This window comes from Streptomyces sp. TE5632 (assembly GCF_054061295.1).
On sequence record NZ_JBSSEA010000003.1, the window covers coordinates 5,132,087 to 5,146,307 of the forward strand.

The window sequence follows — 14,221 nt, forward strand, 5'->3', positions numbered from 1 at the left end:
TGATCGTTCCAGTGGTGACGCGGTGTGCGGCCGTGTAGCGTCTGCGTCAGCTGTCGTGGTTCGGAGTTCCCCTTTGCCCACGCCTTGGTGTGGGCGTTTTGCTGTGCTGTGCCGCAGGAACCAGGGCGATCACCTCTGCCTTCCACAGGGAGTGGGAGGCGTTCATCGACTGGAAGGCATGACTATGGCTACGGGAACCGTGAAGTGGTTCAACGCGGAGAAGGGCTTCGGCTTCATCGCCCAGGACGGGGGCGGCCCGGACGTCTTCGCGCACTACTCCGCGATCAACTCCTCGGGCTTTCGCGAGCTCCAGGAGGGCCAGGCCGTGACGTTCGACGTCACCCAGGGCCAAAAGGGCCCGCAGGCCGAGAACATCAACCCGGCCTGACCTCGCAGCCTTCCCCGAGGGACAGGGCACTTCACGGCCGGTGACTGCCGTGGCCCGTGCGGGCCGTGTTTTCAGCCGGACAAGGGGACCCGTTCTCGTGCCGGGCGCCGGCAGGACCTGTCGTGCACAGGATCGGGGCCGCGCAGCAACGACTCCGCGGCCCCGATCCGTTGAGGTGCATCCGGGCGACGCGACCTCGGCCGGAAACTCCCTGAACTCGGTCGCTCCAAGTGTTGTCCCGGACTCGGCCGCCTCACCGTCGAGTTGCCGTTGAGCCGAGGGCCGCGACGCTACGTCCAGGCCGCCGGCGCGCAGTTCGTCGGCGACCAGGGTTGCTCGCAAGGTGCAGCAGCACCGAGCCGGATGAGTACGGATACGAGGCCGGGTCTGCGCGCCACCTGCCGGCTCGGGTGCCGCGTGCCCTGCGCGGCTGCCTGGAGGAGCAGACGTTCAGACGCTGGTCCAGGCGTCGAGGAAGGCTTTCCGTCCAGCCGGATCGTCCGGCCTGCGGTCTGCATGCAGGACGCGCCAGGCGGTGAGCTCGAGATCTCGGAGCCACAGTTCTCCGATGACCTGTGTCTTGAGGTCGGGAAGATCGTCGGACTCGGCGAGGGCTTGACCGATCACCTCCCCGGCCGCGAGGCGCTGGGGTGGGGTCATCTCATAGACGGCCGAGAGGATCTTTCGGGCCAGGGCGGTTCCTTCTCCTGCCAGGGAACGCGGCACCTGAGCCTTGATGTTGACGGGGAGCAGGTACGAGGTGCCCGACGACCTCCACATCGAGATGGCCGGCTTCGAGATGCGAAGCCAGACCCAATTGATGTTCCAACTGGGGTGCAGGGGGCGGATACGTGGGGGCGGACCTCAGAAAGCATCGGCGATCCTTGCGCGTAGGCGAGCGGAGATGCCCGTTCGTAAGCCCCGATCGTTCCCATGACCAGCCGATCTACTCGGCTTCGGCAGGCCCTGTCGGCGGCAGCGTCAACGGGGCTGGGGTTCACCCTCGCGAACCAGCCCATACCCGGCGACGTGGCCCTGGGGTTCTGGACCGACCTCCCACCATGCTGTCGGAGTGAGGTCTATTTAGCATGACCGCATGGCTGCCAGTCACGCCCAGGTGCCCGAGAGAGGGCGAGAAGCTGCGTCCCGCGACGCCGCTGAAGTCGAATATGGTCACGTCGCCTCAGCGCGTGGAGAGCGCCGTGAGAACGGGTTACCCGGCGGATCACAAGGCGACCATGCGGGGGAGAAGGCTCACTCGGTTGCTGCTCTGGTGGAGCGGGCGGCCGACCTGGCCGAACCGATCAAGCCGAGGTTGCGTGGCTGGCTCCATGCCGGAATGGTCCCCGCCGCGCTGATCGCAGGCGTCGTACTCATCTGCCTGGCCCGTACTCCGCAGGCAGTCCTGGCCTGCGCCGTGTATTCGGTCACCGCCTGGCTGCTGTTCGCAACGAGCGCCATCTACCACCGTGGTACCTGGGGACCGCTGGGCGAGGCTCTTCTACGACGTCTCGACCACGCCAACATCTTCCTGATCATCGCCGGCACCTGCACGCCCCTGGCCGTGCTCCTCCTCCCGCCGGAACAGCGGTCCATGCTGCTGTGGATCGTGTGGGCGGGCGCGTTGGCCGGCATCGCGTTCCGGGTCCTGTGGGTCGGAGCTCCGCGCTGGTTGTACACCCCGTGTTACCTGGCATTGGGGTGGGCGCCGGTGCGCTACCTGCCCGACTTCCTGCACACCGGCGGAGCGGCCGTACTCGCCCTGATCGTGGCGGGCGGTCTCCTCTACAGCGCGGGCGCGGTCGTCTACGCCCTCCAGCGACCCGACCCCTCGCCCCGCTGGTTCGGCTTCCATGAGGTGTTCCACGCCCTGACCGTGGCAGCCTTCACCGCGCACTATGTCGCCATCTCCCTCGCCACCTACTGACCCCGCGACAGTGTTCCGGCCCGTGCCGCTCATCGCCCACGTTGCCGTGCGCTGGACCGCGACGGGCCGGACGGTCGCTGAGGCATCGCCCCGCGCGTGAAAGCCGTCCGCCGTCTGGCCTGAAAGTGGGCTGCTCTCCAGGGCGTGACGCTCCGTGGACAGGTAAGGAGGGAGGAGCGAGAGAAAGACGAGACAGCGGTCTTCAGCTGACCTGCGACGGAGGAGGCCCCGTGTTCGAGGCGGAAGACATCAGGGAATGGCGAGGCCACGACGTGGTCGACCACGAGCGGCACAAGATCGGCGTCCTGGAAGCGCTCTACGTCGACACGGCCACGGACCGGCCCGCGTTCGCGACGGTCACGGTCGGCCTGCCGACCCGGCACCGGCTGGTGTTCGTCCCCCTGGCCGACGCGACGGTCGGTCCGGGTTATCTGAAGGTCGCCTACGACAAGAAGCAGGTCAAGGAAGCGCCCTCGATCGGCACGGACGGCGAACTGCTCGCGGAGGACGAGAAGACGGTCTTCGCGCACTACGAGCTCGCCTACCGGACGGGTGCGGGCGGCGAACGTCGCCTCGCCCGCCGCTGATGCCCCACCAACTTCCCCTCCTCTGAGGTGACACGCATGGCTCTCTTCCTCCTGCTGGTCATTGTGGCCATCGTGCTCGGCATCATCGGAGTGGTGGCGAAGGGTCTGTTCTACCTGCTGGTCATCGGTGTGGTGGTCCTGGTCGCCGACTTCGTCCTCCTCGGCCTGCGCCTGGGCCGCCGCCGCAGGCGCCTGCCCCGGTGACGCGGCCACCCGGGCAGAGCACCCCGCTTCGCCTGCCCAAGGGCCGGCCGAAGTGGGCTGCTGGAGCAGTCCTTGAGTCATCGCCGAGTGGTCCGCCCGGTCCGTGATGGTGCGGAGGCGTCGGTGAGGTCGGCGCCGGTGTCGGCGTCCCGCTGGGAGTGGTTGACGCCGTGCCAGTCCAGGCACATGACGGTCGCGTCGTCCTGCAGGTGACCGTGGTTGGCGTCGACGACCGCCGAGATGAGGGTGCGGGCGGCCTCACGGGGATGCAGCGCGCGGGTGCGGATGATCAGATCCGACAGATCGAGGCTGTTGGCGTTGCGCTCCAGCATGCCGTCGGTCAGCATCACCAGCCGGTCGCCCGGCCGCAGGTCCAGCGACTGGACCCGGTAGCTGTGAGGGGCATGGAAGCCGAACGGCATATCGATCTTCGGTTTGATCTCCCGCACCTGTCCGTTCCGCATCCGCAGCGGCCAGGGATGCCCGGCGTTGATGAACTCGGTCCTGCCGTCGATCAGGCTGATGCGCAGGAGCTGGCCGGTGACGTAGCCCTGGCGGCCGTGCTCGCGCATGGCCTGGTCGGCCTGACGGGCCTGTTCGGACAGGTCGGCACCGGCCCGCCGTGCCCGGCGCAGGGCGCCCACCAGAAGGGTGGCCAGCAGCGCGGCGTCGACGTCGTGCCCCATGGCATCGGTGACGGAGAGCTGGACCGTGTCCCGGTCGATCACGTAGTCGAAGGTGTCACCCCCGACGTGGTCGGCCGGCTCCAGCGCCCCGGCGACCGCGAACTGTGCCGCCTCGCACGCCAGTGACGTCGGGAGCAGCCGGTGCTGGATCTCCGCGGCCAGACTCAGCGGGACGGTGCGGCGGCCCCACTGGTACACGTCGGTGAAGGACCGGTTCGCGATGACGATGTACGCCAGGGCGTGCGCGGTCTCGCCGATCTCTCGCATCGCTTCCGCGTCCGGCGCCGCGGGCAGGAACAGTTCCAGGAGACCGATGGCGTCCCCGCGGTTGGTCACCGGGGCGACGACCCGTACCAGTGCGCCCTCACCCTTGTCCTCCACGCTCGGCCGCTGGGTACGGATCACATCGTCGTACAGGGTGCCCCGCAGCGTGATGCGCCGGGCGGGCTCAGCGGTATCGACGCTGCCTGCCGCCCCCAGCCGTACGACCGAGCCGCCGGTGAAGTCGGTGATCAGGAACGACACCGACGCGGCCCCGAGGTGCTCCCTGAGCATGCGCGCGACCACGTCGAGCGACTCCACGGGTGCCGCGGTCTCCGCCGCCGCCAGTGCCCCCGCCAAGGTCATCGCCCTGCCCCGGTCACCCCCGTTCTCGTGAGGACGAGTGGTCGGCCCACCGTCCCCCTCAGGCCCACATACGGTCACGGTGACTCCTCGCTGGTCGCTGGCGCTCAGGACTCCGTCCCGGGTGGGCGAGGGGCCGGCGCCAAGCCCGGTGCGGCAGATGTCATTGCACCACGAAGCCCCTGAACGGATGCGCCTGGCGGCCAACCGCTCGTCGAACGGTCCGGCGCCGCCTCCGCGTGGAACGCCGTGAAACGAGGACAAACCTGTGGCAGGGAGAAGGGGGTGTATCCGGTGGCGCGGCCGGTGGTGTCGGGGAGTCGGCCCATGCGTGTGCGGGAGTGGGGGAAGGCGGTGCCGTCGCTGACCTTCAGATGCGGGAAGCGTTCCGCGAGCTGTGCTTCGAAGGGGTCGACGGCGTGCAGGCCGCGGAGCCAGACCATCACGAGCAGGTTGTCGGAGCCGCTGACGGACACGGAGAGGTGGACCTCCTCCCTTCGGGCCGGCGCGTTGCCCGTGCCGCGAGAGGGGTGCGGGGGAGCACCGTGCGGTGGAACACACGTCGAGAGTCCTGCGAGGGGGTGGGCCAGGTCGCAGCGGAAGGTGATGACACTGTCCCGGGCCATCCGCTGAAGCCGGCAACGGGTGGTGTGCTCGCTCATCCCGGTCGCCGCCCCGCGGTCGAGGGAGCCGAGGCGTCCGTCAGGGCGAGGCTGACGGATTCGAAGGTCCGCGCGCGGCACCGCACCTCGACATGGGCGACGGTCGCGGGTTTCGCCGCGTCGTACGTGGTGGCCCAGACCAGGCCGTTCGCGCGTAGTCGTTCCCAGCGGGGCCGCCGCAGTCGCGTCCACGCTCGTTCGAAAGTTTCGAAGGTCACGCACATGCTTGCGTTGTGTCTCTTCCTTATCTCATTCCATCCCTCACAGCAGTTCGCGTGAGAGTTAGGTTGACCAGCGAAGACGTACTCACCGAGACCTCTTCTGTTAAAGAAATATTTCCGAAAGGCTGTCGAAAGTATTGACAGGGTCATGGCGCTTTACGAAAACTGTGGCCACCGAACGACAGGAGAACGTCGTTCCCCTCGCGTCATGTGACCGGGGATGGCGGTCGGTTGTTGCGGCACGACGACGGGCGACCCCCGCCGTGTTCCATGCAAGGCCGCGGGCAGCAGAAGCCGCCCGCCCCCCCACCAGCCTTCATCGGGAGGACGCATGCAGCAGGACCAGAGCCAGCAGAACCCCGCTCCCTTCAGCGGCTTGAGCCGACGAGGCTTCCTCGGCGGCGCCGGCACCGTCGCGCTCGCCACCGCGTCCGGACTGCTGCTGCCCGGCACCGCCCACGCCGCCACCACCATCACCACCAACCAGACCGGCTACGACGGCATGTACTACTCGTTCTGGACCGACGGCGGCGGCTCCGTCTCCATGACGCTCAACGGCGGCGGCAGTTACAGCACCCGGTGGACCAACTGCGGCAACTTCGTCGCCGGCAAGGGCTGGGGCACCGGCGGGCGCAGGACGGTCCGCTACACCGGCTACTTCAACCCGTCGGGCAACGGCTACGGCTGCCTCTACGGCTGGACGTCGAACCCGCTGGTGGAGTACTACATCGTCGACAACTGGGGCAGCTACCGGCCCACCGGCGAGTACAGGGGCACCGTCCACAGCGACGGCGGCACGTACGACATCTACAAGACGACCCGGTACAACGCCCCCTCCGTCGAGGGCACCCGCACCTTCGACCAGTACTGGAGCGTCCGGCAGTCGAAGGTGACCAGCGGCTCCGGCACCATCACCACCGGCAACCACTTCGACGCCTGGGCGCGCGCGGGCATGAACATGGGCCAGTTCAGGTACTACATGATCATGGCCACCGAGGGTTACCAGAGCAGCGGAAGCTCGAACATCACGGTCAGCGGCTGACCTCTGTCCGGCGAACAACCGGCTGCGGGCCCCGTCCTCGTGGCGGGTCCCGCAGCCGTGGCGAACTCGCCACCGCGGCGGGGGCGCCCCCGGCCGAAGGCTGTGGGAGGGGCGACCGGTTCGACAACCAGCACTTCCACACAGCGATCGGCGACATCCCACCCCACGAGCACGAGACCAACCACTACGCTCAACACCAACCCCCAACCGGCAGCTGGAGTCAACGCATAGAGCCTCCACCGATTCCCGGACTGGTTCAGGTCCCTGCCCAGATGGTTCGGCATGGTTCGGCAACACGCTCCAGTCCGGGTACCTCATCGGCACCGGCGGCCGGTCCCGGATGCAGATCGCCTCGTCCGGGAACATCGACGGTGACGGATTCACTGACCTCATCGCCCGGGACACCTCCACGGGAACTCTGGACGTACCACGGCCGCAGCAGTGGTGACGCTGACGGAGACGGCACTCCCGACACCGCTGGCACCGAACCAGCCTCCCGCGGGAACCATGTCCAACCGCACCGCGTACGCCACCGGTTGGACAACTGCCGCCCGCCCGCTGATCACCGCGACAGGAGACTCCCACAGCGACGGAGTCCCCGACCTGTGGACGTTGCTCCGTCCCGGGCGGTGAGCAACAGGCAGGACAAGCCTTCCAGGCCCGGAGCGGTCTCGTCAGTGGATTTCGATCACACTGCCCCTTCAACGGCGGGCCTCTCGTGCGCACCGACGCGTCTCCACCGACGTGAGGCTCCGTACCGGGGGAGGTGCTGCGCAGGGAGTCGTGACGCGCCAGATTGCCGGTGCCGAACCGATGTAGGGCCGTGACGCTCGTTTGACGCTCCGGGCGCCCGACGGCCCTCATCCGGGCCCCAAAAGCATCTCTGACCTGCTGTTTTCCCGCTTGCGTCCAGGGTGACATGTTTCCGATGACGCATCATGTCGAGTGCGTTGCCATCCTTGAGCCGGTGGCTAAGGGGCAAGGCCGTGAAGTTACGGACTGATCGTCGGCGTCAAGATGTTGATGCTGAGGGTGGCCGTATAGGTGCGTCGGTCGACCCTGAGGCTCTTGTACGCGTATCGGGACAGGGGTCGTTTCACTGCGCGGGGGCTGATGCGGAGGCGGCGGGCGGGCATGAGCTGGTCCAGGACGGCTCGGCCGATCGTTCCGACAAGGTCGATCACGGTGTCAGCGATGATGCCCGCGGCCTGGACGATCTGATCACGAGCGCATCGGAGCGCGACGCTGAAACTGCCCCGGTCCGGGTCCGCTCCGGGTGTGGTCTCGGTGGCGTCGGCGATCGCGATCCGCAGGATCTGGTAGGCACTCAGCAGGGAGTAGACCTCCTGGGCGATGCCGGCCCAGGTCTTCGAGCGCAGGACCCGTCGGCCCAGCATCGACTTCTTGATCGCGAAGTAGGCGGACTCCACTTCCCATCGCTCGTGATACAGGCTGACCAGGTCGGATGCCGGGTATCGGTGGTGAGCAAGGAGGTTGGTGGCCAGTCGGTAGAGCCCGGTCTGACGGCCCTGGCTGGTGGTGATGGTGATCTCGCATTCGATAATGCGGACCTCAACGCCGCCGAAGCGGGAGAGGTAGGAGCCGTCGTCGAAGCGGGCCAGGACCGGGGGCTTGCGGGCGGCCGAGACGCGAGCCAGGAAGGGCGGCCTCGGTGGCGGCGACGGCGGCCAGGAACGTATTGCTGGAGAAGCCCCGGTCCAGCAGGACGATCATGCCGTGGTGCAGGGAGCGCGTCAGGCGCTTGCCGTAGACGGTCTCGCCGCTGGAGCGGGGGCCGAAGGCGGCGTCCAGGACCGCGCGGGTGCCGCAGGCCACCAGCGCGGTCAGGCAGATCTGCGGGTAGCCGGAGGTCGCGTACTGGTTGGTGCTCTTGCCCAGGCGGGCTCGGTGCAGCGGGCTGTCGGGGACGTCGAGGCAGGTACCGTCGATCGCAACGGCCAGCAAGCCCTTGAAACGGGCGCCGACGGTACGGATCGCCGTGGCCGGCCCGCGCAACAGGTCGAACAGAGCCCGCATGGGGCGGACACCAAGACGCGTCCGGGCGTCCCAGAGCGCCGTGCCGGTGACCTTCGCGACCGGTATCGCCTCCAGCGCGGCGGTGAGCTTGCGCCAGACGGCCAGGTAGCCGCAGTCCTCGAACAGGGCTGCGGCCAGCAGCAGGTAGACCACCACCCGGGCGGGGATCTTCCGCAGTCGTTGCTGGACGGCACCGGTCTCGGTAAGGGCCGCATCGACCATCTCGAACGGGACGATCTGGGTGAGTTCCCCCAGGTGACCAGGGGCGAACAGGCCCTTGGCTACCGTGATTTCACGCGTGATGACACACTGATCGGACAGCGGAGCCTCCGGTGCTGTGAACGGCTGTCTTGGTCGACTGCCAGTTCTACCGGGGCTCCGCTTCTCACGTCCGAAGTCGCCACAGATCAGAGCGCACTTGCCAACGCCCCCGGAGCCTTAACTTCACGGCCTTGCTCGTTAGGGCCGGGCTCCTCGCCGGGTGGTGCGGGGCGGTGCCGGTGGACGCGGCCTGCGGGACAGGCCAGGCGGCGCATGAGGTCGCGGACGGTGGCTGCGGAGATCCGCTTGCCGCCCTTCGCGGGCCGGAAGCCCTCGGCTTCCAGGCGGCCGGCGATCCCGGTGGCTCCCACGCCCTGGCCTGCGAGTTCGCGGATCCGATCGGCCAGTTGCGGGTAGTAGCTGAGCTGTTCCAACCGCTGGACCGGGCGGATGACCTCTCCCGCCGTCGTGGTCCCGCCGGCCCAGACGATGGTGACCTTCACCCGCTCGCTGGTGCCGAGCACGGTGACGACGACCTTGTCGACGACCGCGCGGACGATCTCCTTGCGGTCCGCTCTTGTGGTGCTGTGCGCGCGCCACAAACCCTCGACGTCGTCGGCCAGGGCCGTGATGGTCTGCCGCTCGGCCGGAGTGAGGATGCGCGGACTGCTGCGGGTGAAGCGGTCGTACTCCTCGCGGAGCCGCTGCTGGGCGGCGAGTGCGTCCTCCCACTCCTTCTCCAGCTGGCGCACGACCAGGCGGTTCTCCGGTTCGGCGAGGTGGTGGCTGCGGCGGGCCCGGTCGGCGTCCTGCGCGGCGCGTTCCAACCGCCTCGACCACAGCCGTTCCAGCTCGGCCCGCTCGGCCAGGACCTGGTCGGCCGCGCGCAGGGACACCTCGACGGCGGCGGGCGTCAGTGCCGCGAGGACCTGCTGCTCGACGAAGGCGTCCACGCAGGCGGAGTTGAGCAGCTGGCAGCTCTTGTGCGCGCCGTAGTTGGTCATGTCCCGGGCGCACACGTACTCGGGCAGGGCCTTGCTGTGCTGGGTGTGGTAGCGCACGCTCATGCGCCGGTTGCAGCGTCCGCAGTGCACCAGCCCGGCCGTGAGCGCCCGGCCGCCTCGCACCGCGCCCATGGCTTCGGCGCGGGCGCGGTTGGCCGCCAGTTTCGCCTCGTTCGCCTCGAACCGGGCGACGGTGATGTAGGCGGGCAGGGCATTCGGGATCATCACATGCCATCCGTCCCGGGAGCGGACGACCCGTCCGGTGCTCGGCCGGGCCGGGTCCTGGCGGCGCGGGTCGACCCGCGCCGCCCGTAGGCGTAGATGCCGGCATAGGCGGGATTGTGCAGCAGGGTCTGCAGCGTCATCCGGTTCGGCCTGCGCCACTGAAGGGTGCCCTTGTCCGGCCCCTCCCGCAGCCGGATGCCCAACTGGATGTCGTGGTCCACGAGATAGCGCAGCACGCCGTGCAATGTGCCGAGCCGCTCGAACTGCGCGAAGATCAGGCGGATCACGGTCTGCACCTGTTCGTCCGGGTCCAGGGCGGCCTCCCCGGACGGGCGACGGACATAGCCGCTGGGCAGGGGGGAAGGCCAGCTCGCCGCGGCGGGCCTTGTTCAGGCGCCCGCTCCACATCCGTTGCTTGATCAGGTGCAGTTCGGCCTCGCTCATCGTGCCCTTGAGCCCCAGCAGCAGCCGGTCGTTGTACTCGGCCGGGTCGTAGACCCCGTCGAGGTCCGCCAGTACCGCACCCGACAGGGCGCACAGCTCGATCAGCTGGTACCAGTCCTTTCCGGAGCGGGCCAGGCGGGACATCTCGATCCCCAGCACGAGACCGACGTGGTCCAGCCCGATCTCGGTGACCAGACGCTGGAAGCCGGTGCGGGCCAACGCACTCGATGCCGACCTGCCCAGGTCCTCGTCGATCACCAGGATCCGGTCCGCCTGCCATCCGAGCGCGACCGCCCGGTCCACCAGGGCGTACTGCAACCGGGTCGACTCCTGGTGGTCGACGAGCTGCCGGCGGGTGGACTGGCGGACATAGACCACCGCGAGCCGCTGCAGGTGACGGTCGTCGATCTTGCTGCCGGGCCGCTCCCACGGCATCACCGAGGTCATCGTCGGTCCCGCTCACTCGCCATTGCGGCAACCGACAACGCGCGGCTCGCCAGCCGCACCAACTGCCCCACCACCGCCCGTCGGTTCACCTCCGGCAGTGCTGCCCACACCTGCCCGTCCGGCACCGCCAAAATCGTTCTCTGGGGCCGACGTCACTGTCGTCGCGCATGGCGACTCATCTCCCTCGTCACGGTCCCGCAGCCGCTCGGCCACCGCGGCCAGCCGCAGCAGGCCCTCACGACCGATTATCGGCGCCCGCTTGCTGTCCAGACCGTCCATGTGTGCAGTGTGACTGGGCGATGGAGCGCACGCTGTCGTGGATCTGCCGGCGACGCCGGTGCGTCCGCGACTACGAGCGCTTACCGGAGCACCACGAGGCCATGGTCCACTGGTCGATGATCCTCCTGATGCGACGCCGCCTCGCCCGCGCCACCGCCCCGCCAACCTCGAAATGATCAGTTCATGGACAGGCACTAAGATCGGCGGCCTCGACCACACAGCCCAACTGCGCGACCTGCGCCAGGCCGTGGGCGGCGCCGCGACCGTCCGGGTCACCGACTGCCTCGACGCCTGCGAACGCGCCAACGTCATCGTCGTCCAGCCCTCCACGGCCGGCCGCAAAGCCGGCGGGCGCCCCGTCTGGCTCGGCCTGGTCAACGACCCCGACGCCGCCGCCGACATCACCACCTGGGTCGAGGGCGGCGGCCCCGGCCTGGCCGATCCGCCCGGCGTCCTCGACCTGTACGCCTTCCAGCCCTCACGCCGTGTCCGCGCTGAACTCGAAGATTGATCCGTCCGCCGCCGGGCGCAGCGGTAATCGAGTGCCCGGCGGTGGCAGCATCGGCCGGACACGGGCAACACCGCCGGGCCGCTCCCGTCTCACCCATGGCGCTCCTGCTGGGCGTCTCCGCTCAGCAGGAGCGCCACTTCAGCTCACCCGGGCTGGGTGAGCCTGATGGCTTGGGACGGGCAGGACTCCGCCGCCGCGGTGACGCGGGGATCATCGTCCGTGGCCTCACGGCCGGTGCTGACCTCTCCAAAGCCATCCACGAAGGTGAACACGTCGCGGGCCCGGTGGGCGCACTCAGCAGAGCTGTAATACAGCTCCCGGTCGACGGAGACGGGCACAAGGCACTCCTTCGGTCGGTTGGCTCACTGCGCCAGGAGCTTGGCCAATGTGAGCCGGTCTTCTGCTGTCATGCTCTCCCTCGGGGTCCTGTTGAGCGCTGAGGGCAGTCCAGGGGTCGGCTACACCACGTACCTAAACCGGGCGCCGCACCGCGCGACGCAGGTGTCGTTACGCTCCCGGGCGGTGGCCGTGATATTTGGCTGCGGGCCGAGTTCCTGCTGATGAGCGGTCAGCGGAGTTGTAGATCTGTGTGCCGTTATTGATGTCACCGACAGTGAAATTGATCAGGCCGCCGCAGGCAAGCAGGCAACTCCCGCTTCCAGGCGGCGTAGGCGGTACCGGCGCTGTCGAGACTGCGACCGTGGTCTCGCTGTTGGAAGCGAAGCAGTCCTCGTTTCCGTTGTACGCGGCGGTGATCGTGTGAGTCCCGGGGGTGGCGAAGGCGGTTGTGTACTCAGCCTGTCCGTCCGTGCCGACAGGCACGGTGTCCAGGATGTCGCCCCCGTCGAAGAACGTCACGCCGAGCCCTCCGCTGGGATCAGCGGAACAGGTCACGGTCGCGGTGAGCTCCACGGGCGCCCCGACGCTCGCTGCCGAGGGTGACGCCGTCACCGTCGTCGACGACGGCACGGCCGCCGCTGCCGGGGTGGCAAGACCCACTACCGCGGCAATCGCCATGACGGTGCCCGTCTGCCACATTCCTCGGCCTGGCCTGCATTTCATCGTTGCGACTCCTTGGTCGGTCGGGGCGGGAATGCCGCCATGACTGTTCGGGAGCGTCAGACTACTCCGCATATCATCATATTTCGGGCATTCTTCGCCCTACTCAACCCGCTTGGACCACAGGCATCCGGGGCGGGTTGTTCACGGATTCGAGCAAGCGGTATACCAAATGACCGCTGCCATCCTTTGCAAGGCACCGCCGCGCTGATCGGCCCTGTCCAGAAGAGCGCACATGCACTCAGCGCATATCCGCGCCGCCTGGTCGAGTTGGCAGAATGTGGGCCGGGGCGGCGCCGGGGGCGGATACGTCCGAGTAGGACGTGTGTGCAGACAGTGTGGATGGCACAAGGACGTCAGTGGGCTGTCCTCCCCGTCGGCGAGGGGGAGGAGCTTCGTCCTCGGTCCGCCTCGAGAACGGGTGGGAGGCGCGACATTCCAGACAGGTCGGCCGGAAGGAGCGCAGGACCGATGGTGAGCCGATGTGAACCAGCCAGTCGACGTCACCGGCCGCATCCGCGCGGGCCTGGGAAGGCAGACCCTAGATCGCGGGCGGGGCGATTCGGGTATAGACGAGAGAGTTGCTGGTGCCACCGAACGTGGTCACGTTGACGGGGACTGGGCCAACCGCCCCCGCCGGGGCGAGCACGGCGACCGAGGTGTCGGACAGCACCGTGAAGGCCGCGGACGTGGTGCCGAAGTGGACGGCCGTCGTGGTGGCCAGGCCGCTCCCGGTGAGGGTGACGCCGGCGCCGGCGTCGACAGGTCCCTGGGCGGGGGTAAGCGAGCTGAGAACCGGTGACGCCACATAGGTGTAGATAACGGAGTTACTGATGCCGCCCGGGCCGGTGACGGTGACGGGGACAGAGCCTGTTCCTGCCGGAGCGACAGCAGTGATCTGGGTGAAAGAGTTGACGGTGTAGGCGCTGGCGGGTGTGCTGCCGAAGGTCACCGCCGTGGCTCCCGACAGGCCGGTCCCCGTGAGGATGACAGTGGTACCACCCGAGGACGGCCCCTGACTCGGCGAAACGGCACTGACCGTAGGCGCGCCGAGGTAGAAGAAGTAGACAGGGCCGGTCGTGCCGCCCGGGCCGGTGACGGTGACGGGGACAGAGCCTGTTCCTGCCGGAGCGACAGCAGTGATCTGGGTGGAAGAGTTGACGGTGTAGGCGCTGGCGGGTGTGCTGCCGAAGGTCACCGCCGTGGCTCCCGACAGGCCGGTCCCCGTGAGGATGACAGTGGTACCACCCGAGGACGGCCCCTGACTCGGCGAAACGGCGGTCAAAGTGGGCTGCGCGGCGTAGACGTAGGGGATCGAGTTGCTGGTCCCCCCGGGCGTCTTAACGGTCACGGCCACCGTGCCGGTCCCGGGCGGGGCCGCAGCGATGATCCTCGTTGAGGAGTCGACCGTGTAGCCGAGGGCCGGTTTCGTACCGAACATGACGGCAGTGATCCCTGCGAAACCACTGCCGTTCAGGGTGATGGTGTTGCCGCCTGCCGTGGGACCCGTGCTGGGTACGACCGAGGTGAGAACGGGAGCGGCGGCGATGACTGCGGTGGGCCGGGCTGCTCCCGTCGTAGGGGGGCTGTCTTTCACGGTGTCTCCCTTGCAT

General features: G+C 68.4%; 16 protein-coding genes. 7 read left to right on the forward strand and 9 right to left on the reverse strand.

Annotated elements, in window-relative coordinates; genetic code table 11:
* Positions 1 to 184 precede the first annotated feature (184 nt).
* Positions 185 to 388, forward strand: coding sequence for a cold-shock protein (locus ACVW19_RS28615; protein ID WP_019072426.1), 204 nt, complete (start codon positions 185 to 187; stop codon positions 386 to 388).
* 450 nt (positions 389 to 838) lie between these two features.
* Here ACVW19_RS28615 and ACVW19_RS28620 read toward each other — a convergent pair whose 3' ends face one another.
* Positions 839 to 1,048: a hypothetical protein gene (locus ACVW19_RS28620; protein WP_457462954.1), complete on the reverse strand. Its 210-nt coding sequence runs from the start codon at positions 1,046 to 1,048 to the stop codon at positions 839 to 841.
* Between the two features lie 436 nt (positions 1,049 to 1,484).
* Here ACVW19_RS28620 and trhA point away from each other — a divergent pair, with 436 nt between their 5' ends.
* The 3 genes from trhA (at position 1,485) to ACVW19_RS28635 (ending at position 3,106) form a co-directional block, all read left to right on the forward strand.
* Positions 1,485 to 2,315, forward strand: a complete 831-nt coding sequence (gene trhA / locus ACVW19_RS28625; RefSeq protein WP_457462955.1) for a PAQR family membrane homeostasis protein TrhA — start codon at positions 1,485 to 1,487, stop codon at positions 2,313 to 2,315.
* 230 nt (positions 2,316 to 2,545) lie between these two features.
* Complete coding sequence (locus tag ACVW19_RS28630; RefSeq protein WP_055626730.1) at positions 2,546 to 2,902, forward strand: PRC-barrel domain-containing protein; 357 nt, start codon at positions 2,546 to 2,548, stop codon at positions 2,900 to 2,902.
* Between the two features lie 36 nt (positions 2,903 to 2,938).
* The gene (locus ACVW19_RS28635; RefSeq protein WP_169796075.1) at positions 2,939 to 3,106 is read left to right on the forward strand and encodes a hypothetical protein; all 168 of its coding nucleotides are present in this window, start codon (positions 2,939 to 2,941) and stop codon (positions 3,104 to 3,106) included.
* Positions 3,107 to 3,183: 77 nt separating this feature from the next.
* On the opposite strand, the gene ACVW19_RS28640 is transcribed toward ACVW19_RS28635, so the two are convergent.
* Both ACVW19_RS28640 and ACVW19_RS28645 read right to left on the reverse strand, forming a co-directional pair.
* Positions 3,184 to 4,419, reverse strand: coding sequence for a PP2C family protein-serine/threonine phosphatase (locus tag ACVW19_RS28640; protein ID WP_457462957.1), 1,236 nt, complete (start codon positions 4,417 to 4,419; stop codon positions 3,184 to 3,186).
* Positions 4,420 to 5,074: 655 nt separating this feature from the next.
* Positions 5,075 to 5,296 (reverse strand): hypothetical protein, encoded by a 222-nt coding sequence (locus ACVW19_RS28645; RefSeq protein WP_457462959.1) that lies wholly within the window; start codon positions 5,294 to 5,296, stop codon positions 5,075 to 5,077.
* Between the two features lie 334 nt (positions 5,297 to 5,630).
* Here ACVW19_RS28645 and ACVW19_RS28650 point away from each other — a divergent pair, with 334 nt between their 5' ends.
* Positions 5,631 to 6,341, forward strand: coding sequence for a glycoside hydrolase family 11 protein (locus ACVW19_RS28650; protein ID WP_457462961.1), 711 nt, complete (start codon positions 5,631 to 5,633; stop codon positions 6,339 to 6,341).
* Positions 6,342 to 7,333: 992 nt separating this feature from the next.
* Here ACVW19_RS28650 and ACVW19_RS28655 read toward each other — a convergent pair.
* The 3 genes from ACVW19_RS28655 to ACVW19_RS28665 form a co-directional block, all read right to left on the reverse strand.
* Positions 7,334 to 7,999, reverse strand: a complete 666-nt coding sequence (locus ACVW19_RS28655) for a transposase (RefSeq protein WP_457464821.1) — start codon at positions 7,997 to 7,999, stop codon at positions 7,334 to 7,336.
* On the reverse strand, positions 7,914 to 8,600 hold the full coding sequence (locus ACVW19_RS28660; protein ID WP_457462963.1) for a transposase domain-containing protein: 687 nt from the start codon (positions 8,598 to 8,600) through the stop codon (positions 7,914 to 7,916). Before ACVW19_RS28660 ends, ACVW19_RS28655 begins: the two co-directional genes overlap by 86 nt.
* Before the next feature lie 185 nt (positions 8,601 to 8,785).
* Positions 8,786 to 10,759: a recombinase family protein gene (locus tag ACVW19_RS28665; RefSeq protein WP_457462965.1), complete on the reverse strand. Its 1,974-nt coding sequence runs from the start codon at positions 10,757 to 10,759 to the stop codon at positions 8,786 to 8,788.
* Positions 10,760 to 11,040: 281 nt separating this feature from the next.
* On the opposite strand from ACVW19_RS28665, the gene ACVW19_RS28670 reads away from it, so the two are divergent.
* Together ACVW19_RS28670 and ACVW19_RS28675 are read left to right on the forward strand one after the other, a co-directional pair.
* Complete coding sequence (locus tag ACVW19_RS28670; RefSeq protein ID WP_457462967.1) at positions 11,041 to 11,214, forward strand: hypothetical protein; 174 nt, start codon at positions 11,041 to 11,043, stop codon at positions 11,212 to 11,214.
* Positions 11,211 to 11,549 (forward strand): (2Fe-2S) ferredoxin domain-containing protein, encoded by a 339-nt coding sequence (locus ACVW19_RS28675; protein ID WP_457462969.1) that lies wholly within the window; start codon positions 11,211 to 11,213, stop codon positions 11,547 to 11,549. The genes ACVW19_RS28670 and ACVW19_RS28675 overlap by 4 nt, the downstream gene beginning before the upstream one ends.
* 143 nt (positions 11,550 to 11,692) lie before the next feature.
* On the opposite strand, the gene ACVW19_RS28680 is transcribed toward ACVW19_RS28675, so the two are convergent.
* From ACVW19_RS28680 to ACVW19_RS28690, 3 genes are all read right to left on the reverse strand, one after another.
* On the reverse strand, positions 11,693 to 11,887 hold the full coding sequence (locus ACVW19_RS28680) for a ferredoxin (protein WP_457462970.1): 195 nt from the start codon (positions 11,885 to 11,887) through the stop codon (positions 11,693 to 11,695).
* A gap of 169 nt (positions 11,888 to 12,056) precedes the next feature.
* A complete protein-coding gene (locus ACVW19_RS28685; RefSeq protein WP_457462971.1) occupies positions 12,057 to 12,566 on the reverse strand; it encodes an Ig-like domain-containing protein in 510 nt (169 codons plus the stop codon).
* Positions 12,567 to 13,149: 583 nt separating this feature from the next.
* The gene (locus ACVW19_RS28690) at positions 13,150 to 14,205 is read right to left on the reverse strand and encodes an IPT/TIG domain-containing protein (RefSeq protein WP_457462973.1); all 1,056 of its coding nucleotides are present in this window, start codon (positions 14,203 to 14,205) and stop codon (positions 13,150 to 13,152) included.
* Positions 14,206 to 14,221: the final 16 nt, after the last annotated feature.

Excerpts from the sequence above, each read along its gene's own strand:
- ACVW19_RS28615 (WP_019072426.1), top strand. The coding sequence starts at position 185 with ATGGCTACGGGAACCGTGAAGTGGTTCAACGCGGAGAAGGGCTTCGGC.
- ACVW19_RS28640 (WP_457462957.1), bottom strand. The coding sequence starts at position 4,419 with ATGACCTTGGCGGGGGCACTGGCGGCGGCGGAGACCGCGGCACCCGTG.
- ACVW19_RS28650 (WP_457462961.1), top strand. The coding sequence starts at position 5,631 with ATGCAGCAGGACCAGAGCCAGCAGAACCCCGCTCCCTTCAGCGGCTTG.
- ACVW19_RS28660 (WP_457462963.1), bottom strand. The coding sequence starts at position 8,600 with ATGGTCGATGCGGCCCTTACCGAGACCGGTGCCGTCCAGCAACGACTG.
- ACVW19_RS28665 (WP_457462965.1), bottom strand. The coding sequence starts at position 10,759 with ATGACCTCGGTGATGCCGTGGGAGCGGCCCGGCAGCAAGATCGACGAC.
- ACVW19_RS28620 (WP_457462954.1), bottom strand. The coding sequence starts at position 1,048 with ATGACCCCACCCCAGCGCCTCGCGGCCGGGGAGGTGATCGGTCAAGCC.
- ACVW19_RS28685 (WP_457462971.1), bottom strand. The coding sequence starts at position 12,566 with ATGGCGATTGCCGCGGTAGTGGGTCTTGCCACCCCGGCAGCGGCGGCC.
- ACVW19_RS28635 (WP_169796075.1), top strand. The coding sequence starts at position 2,939 with ATGGCTCTCTTCCTCCTGCTGGTCATTGTGGCCATCGTGCTCGGCATC.
- ACVW19_RS28675 (WP_457462969.1), top strand. The coding sequence starts at position 11,211 with ATGATCAGTTCATGGACAGGCACTAAGATCGGCGGCCTCGACCACACA.
- trhA (WP_457462955.1), top strand. The coding sequence starts at position 1,485 with ATGGCTGCCAGTCACGCCCAGGTGCCCGAGAGAGGGCGAGAAGCTGCG.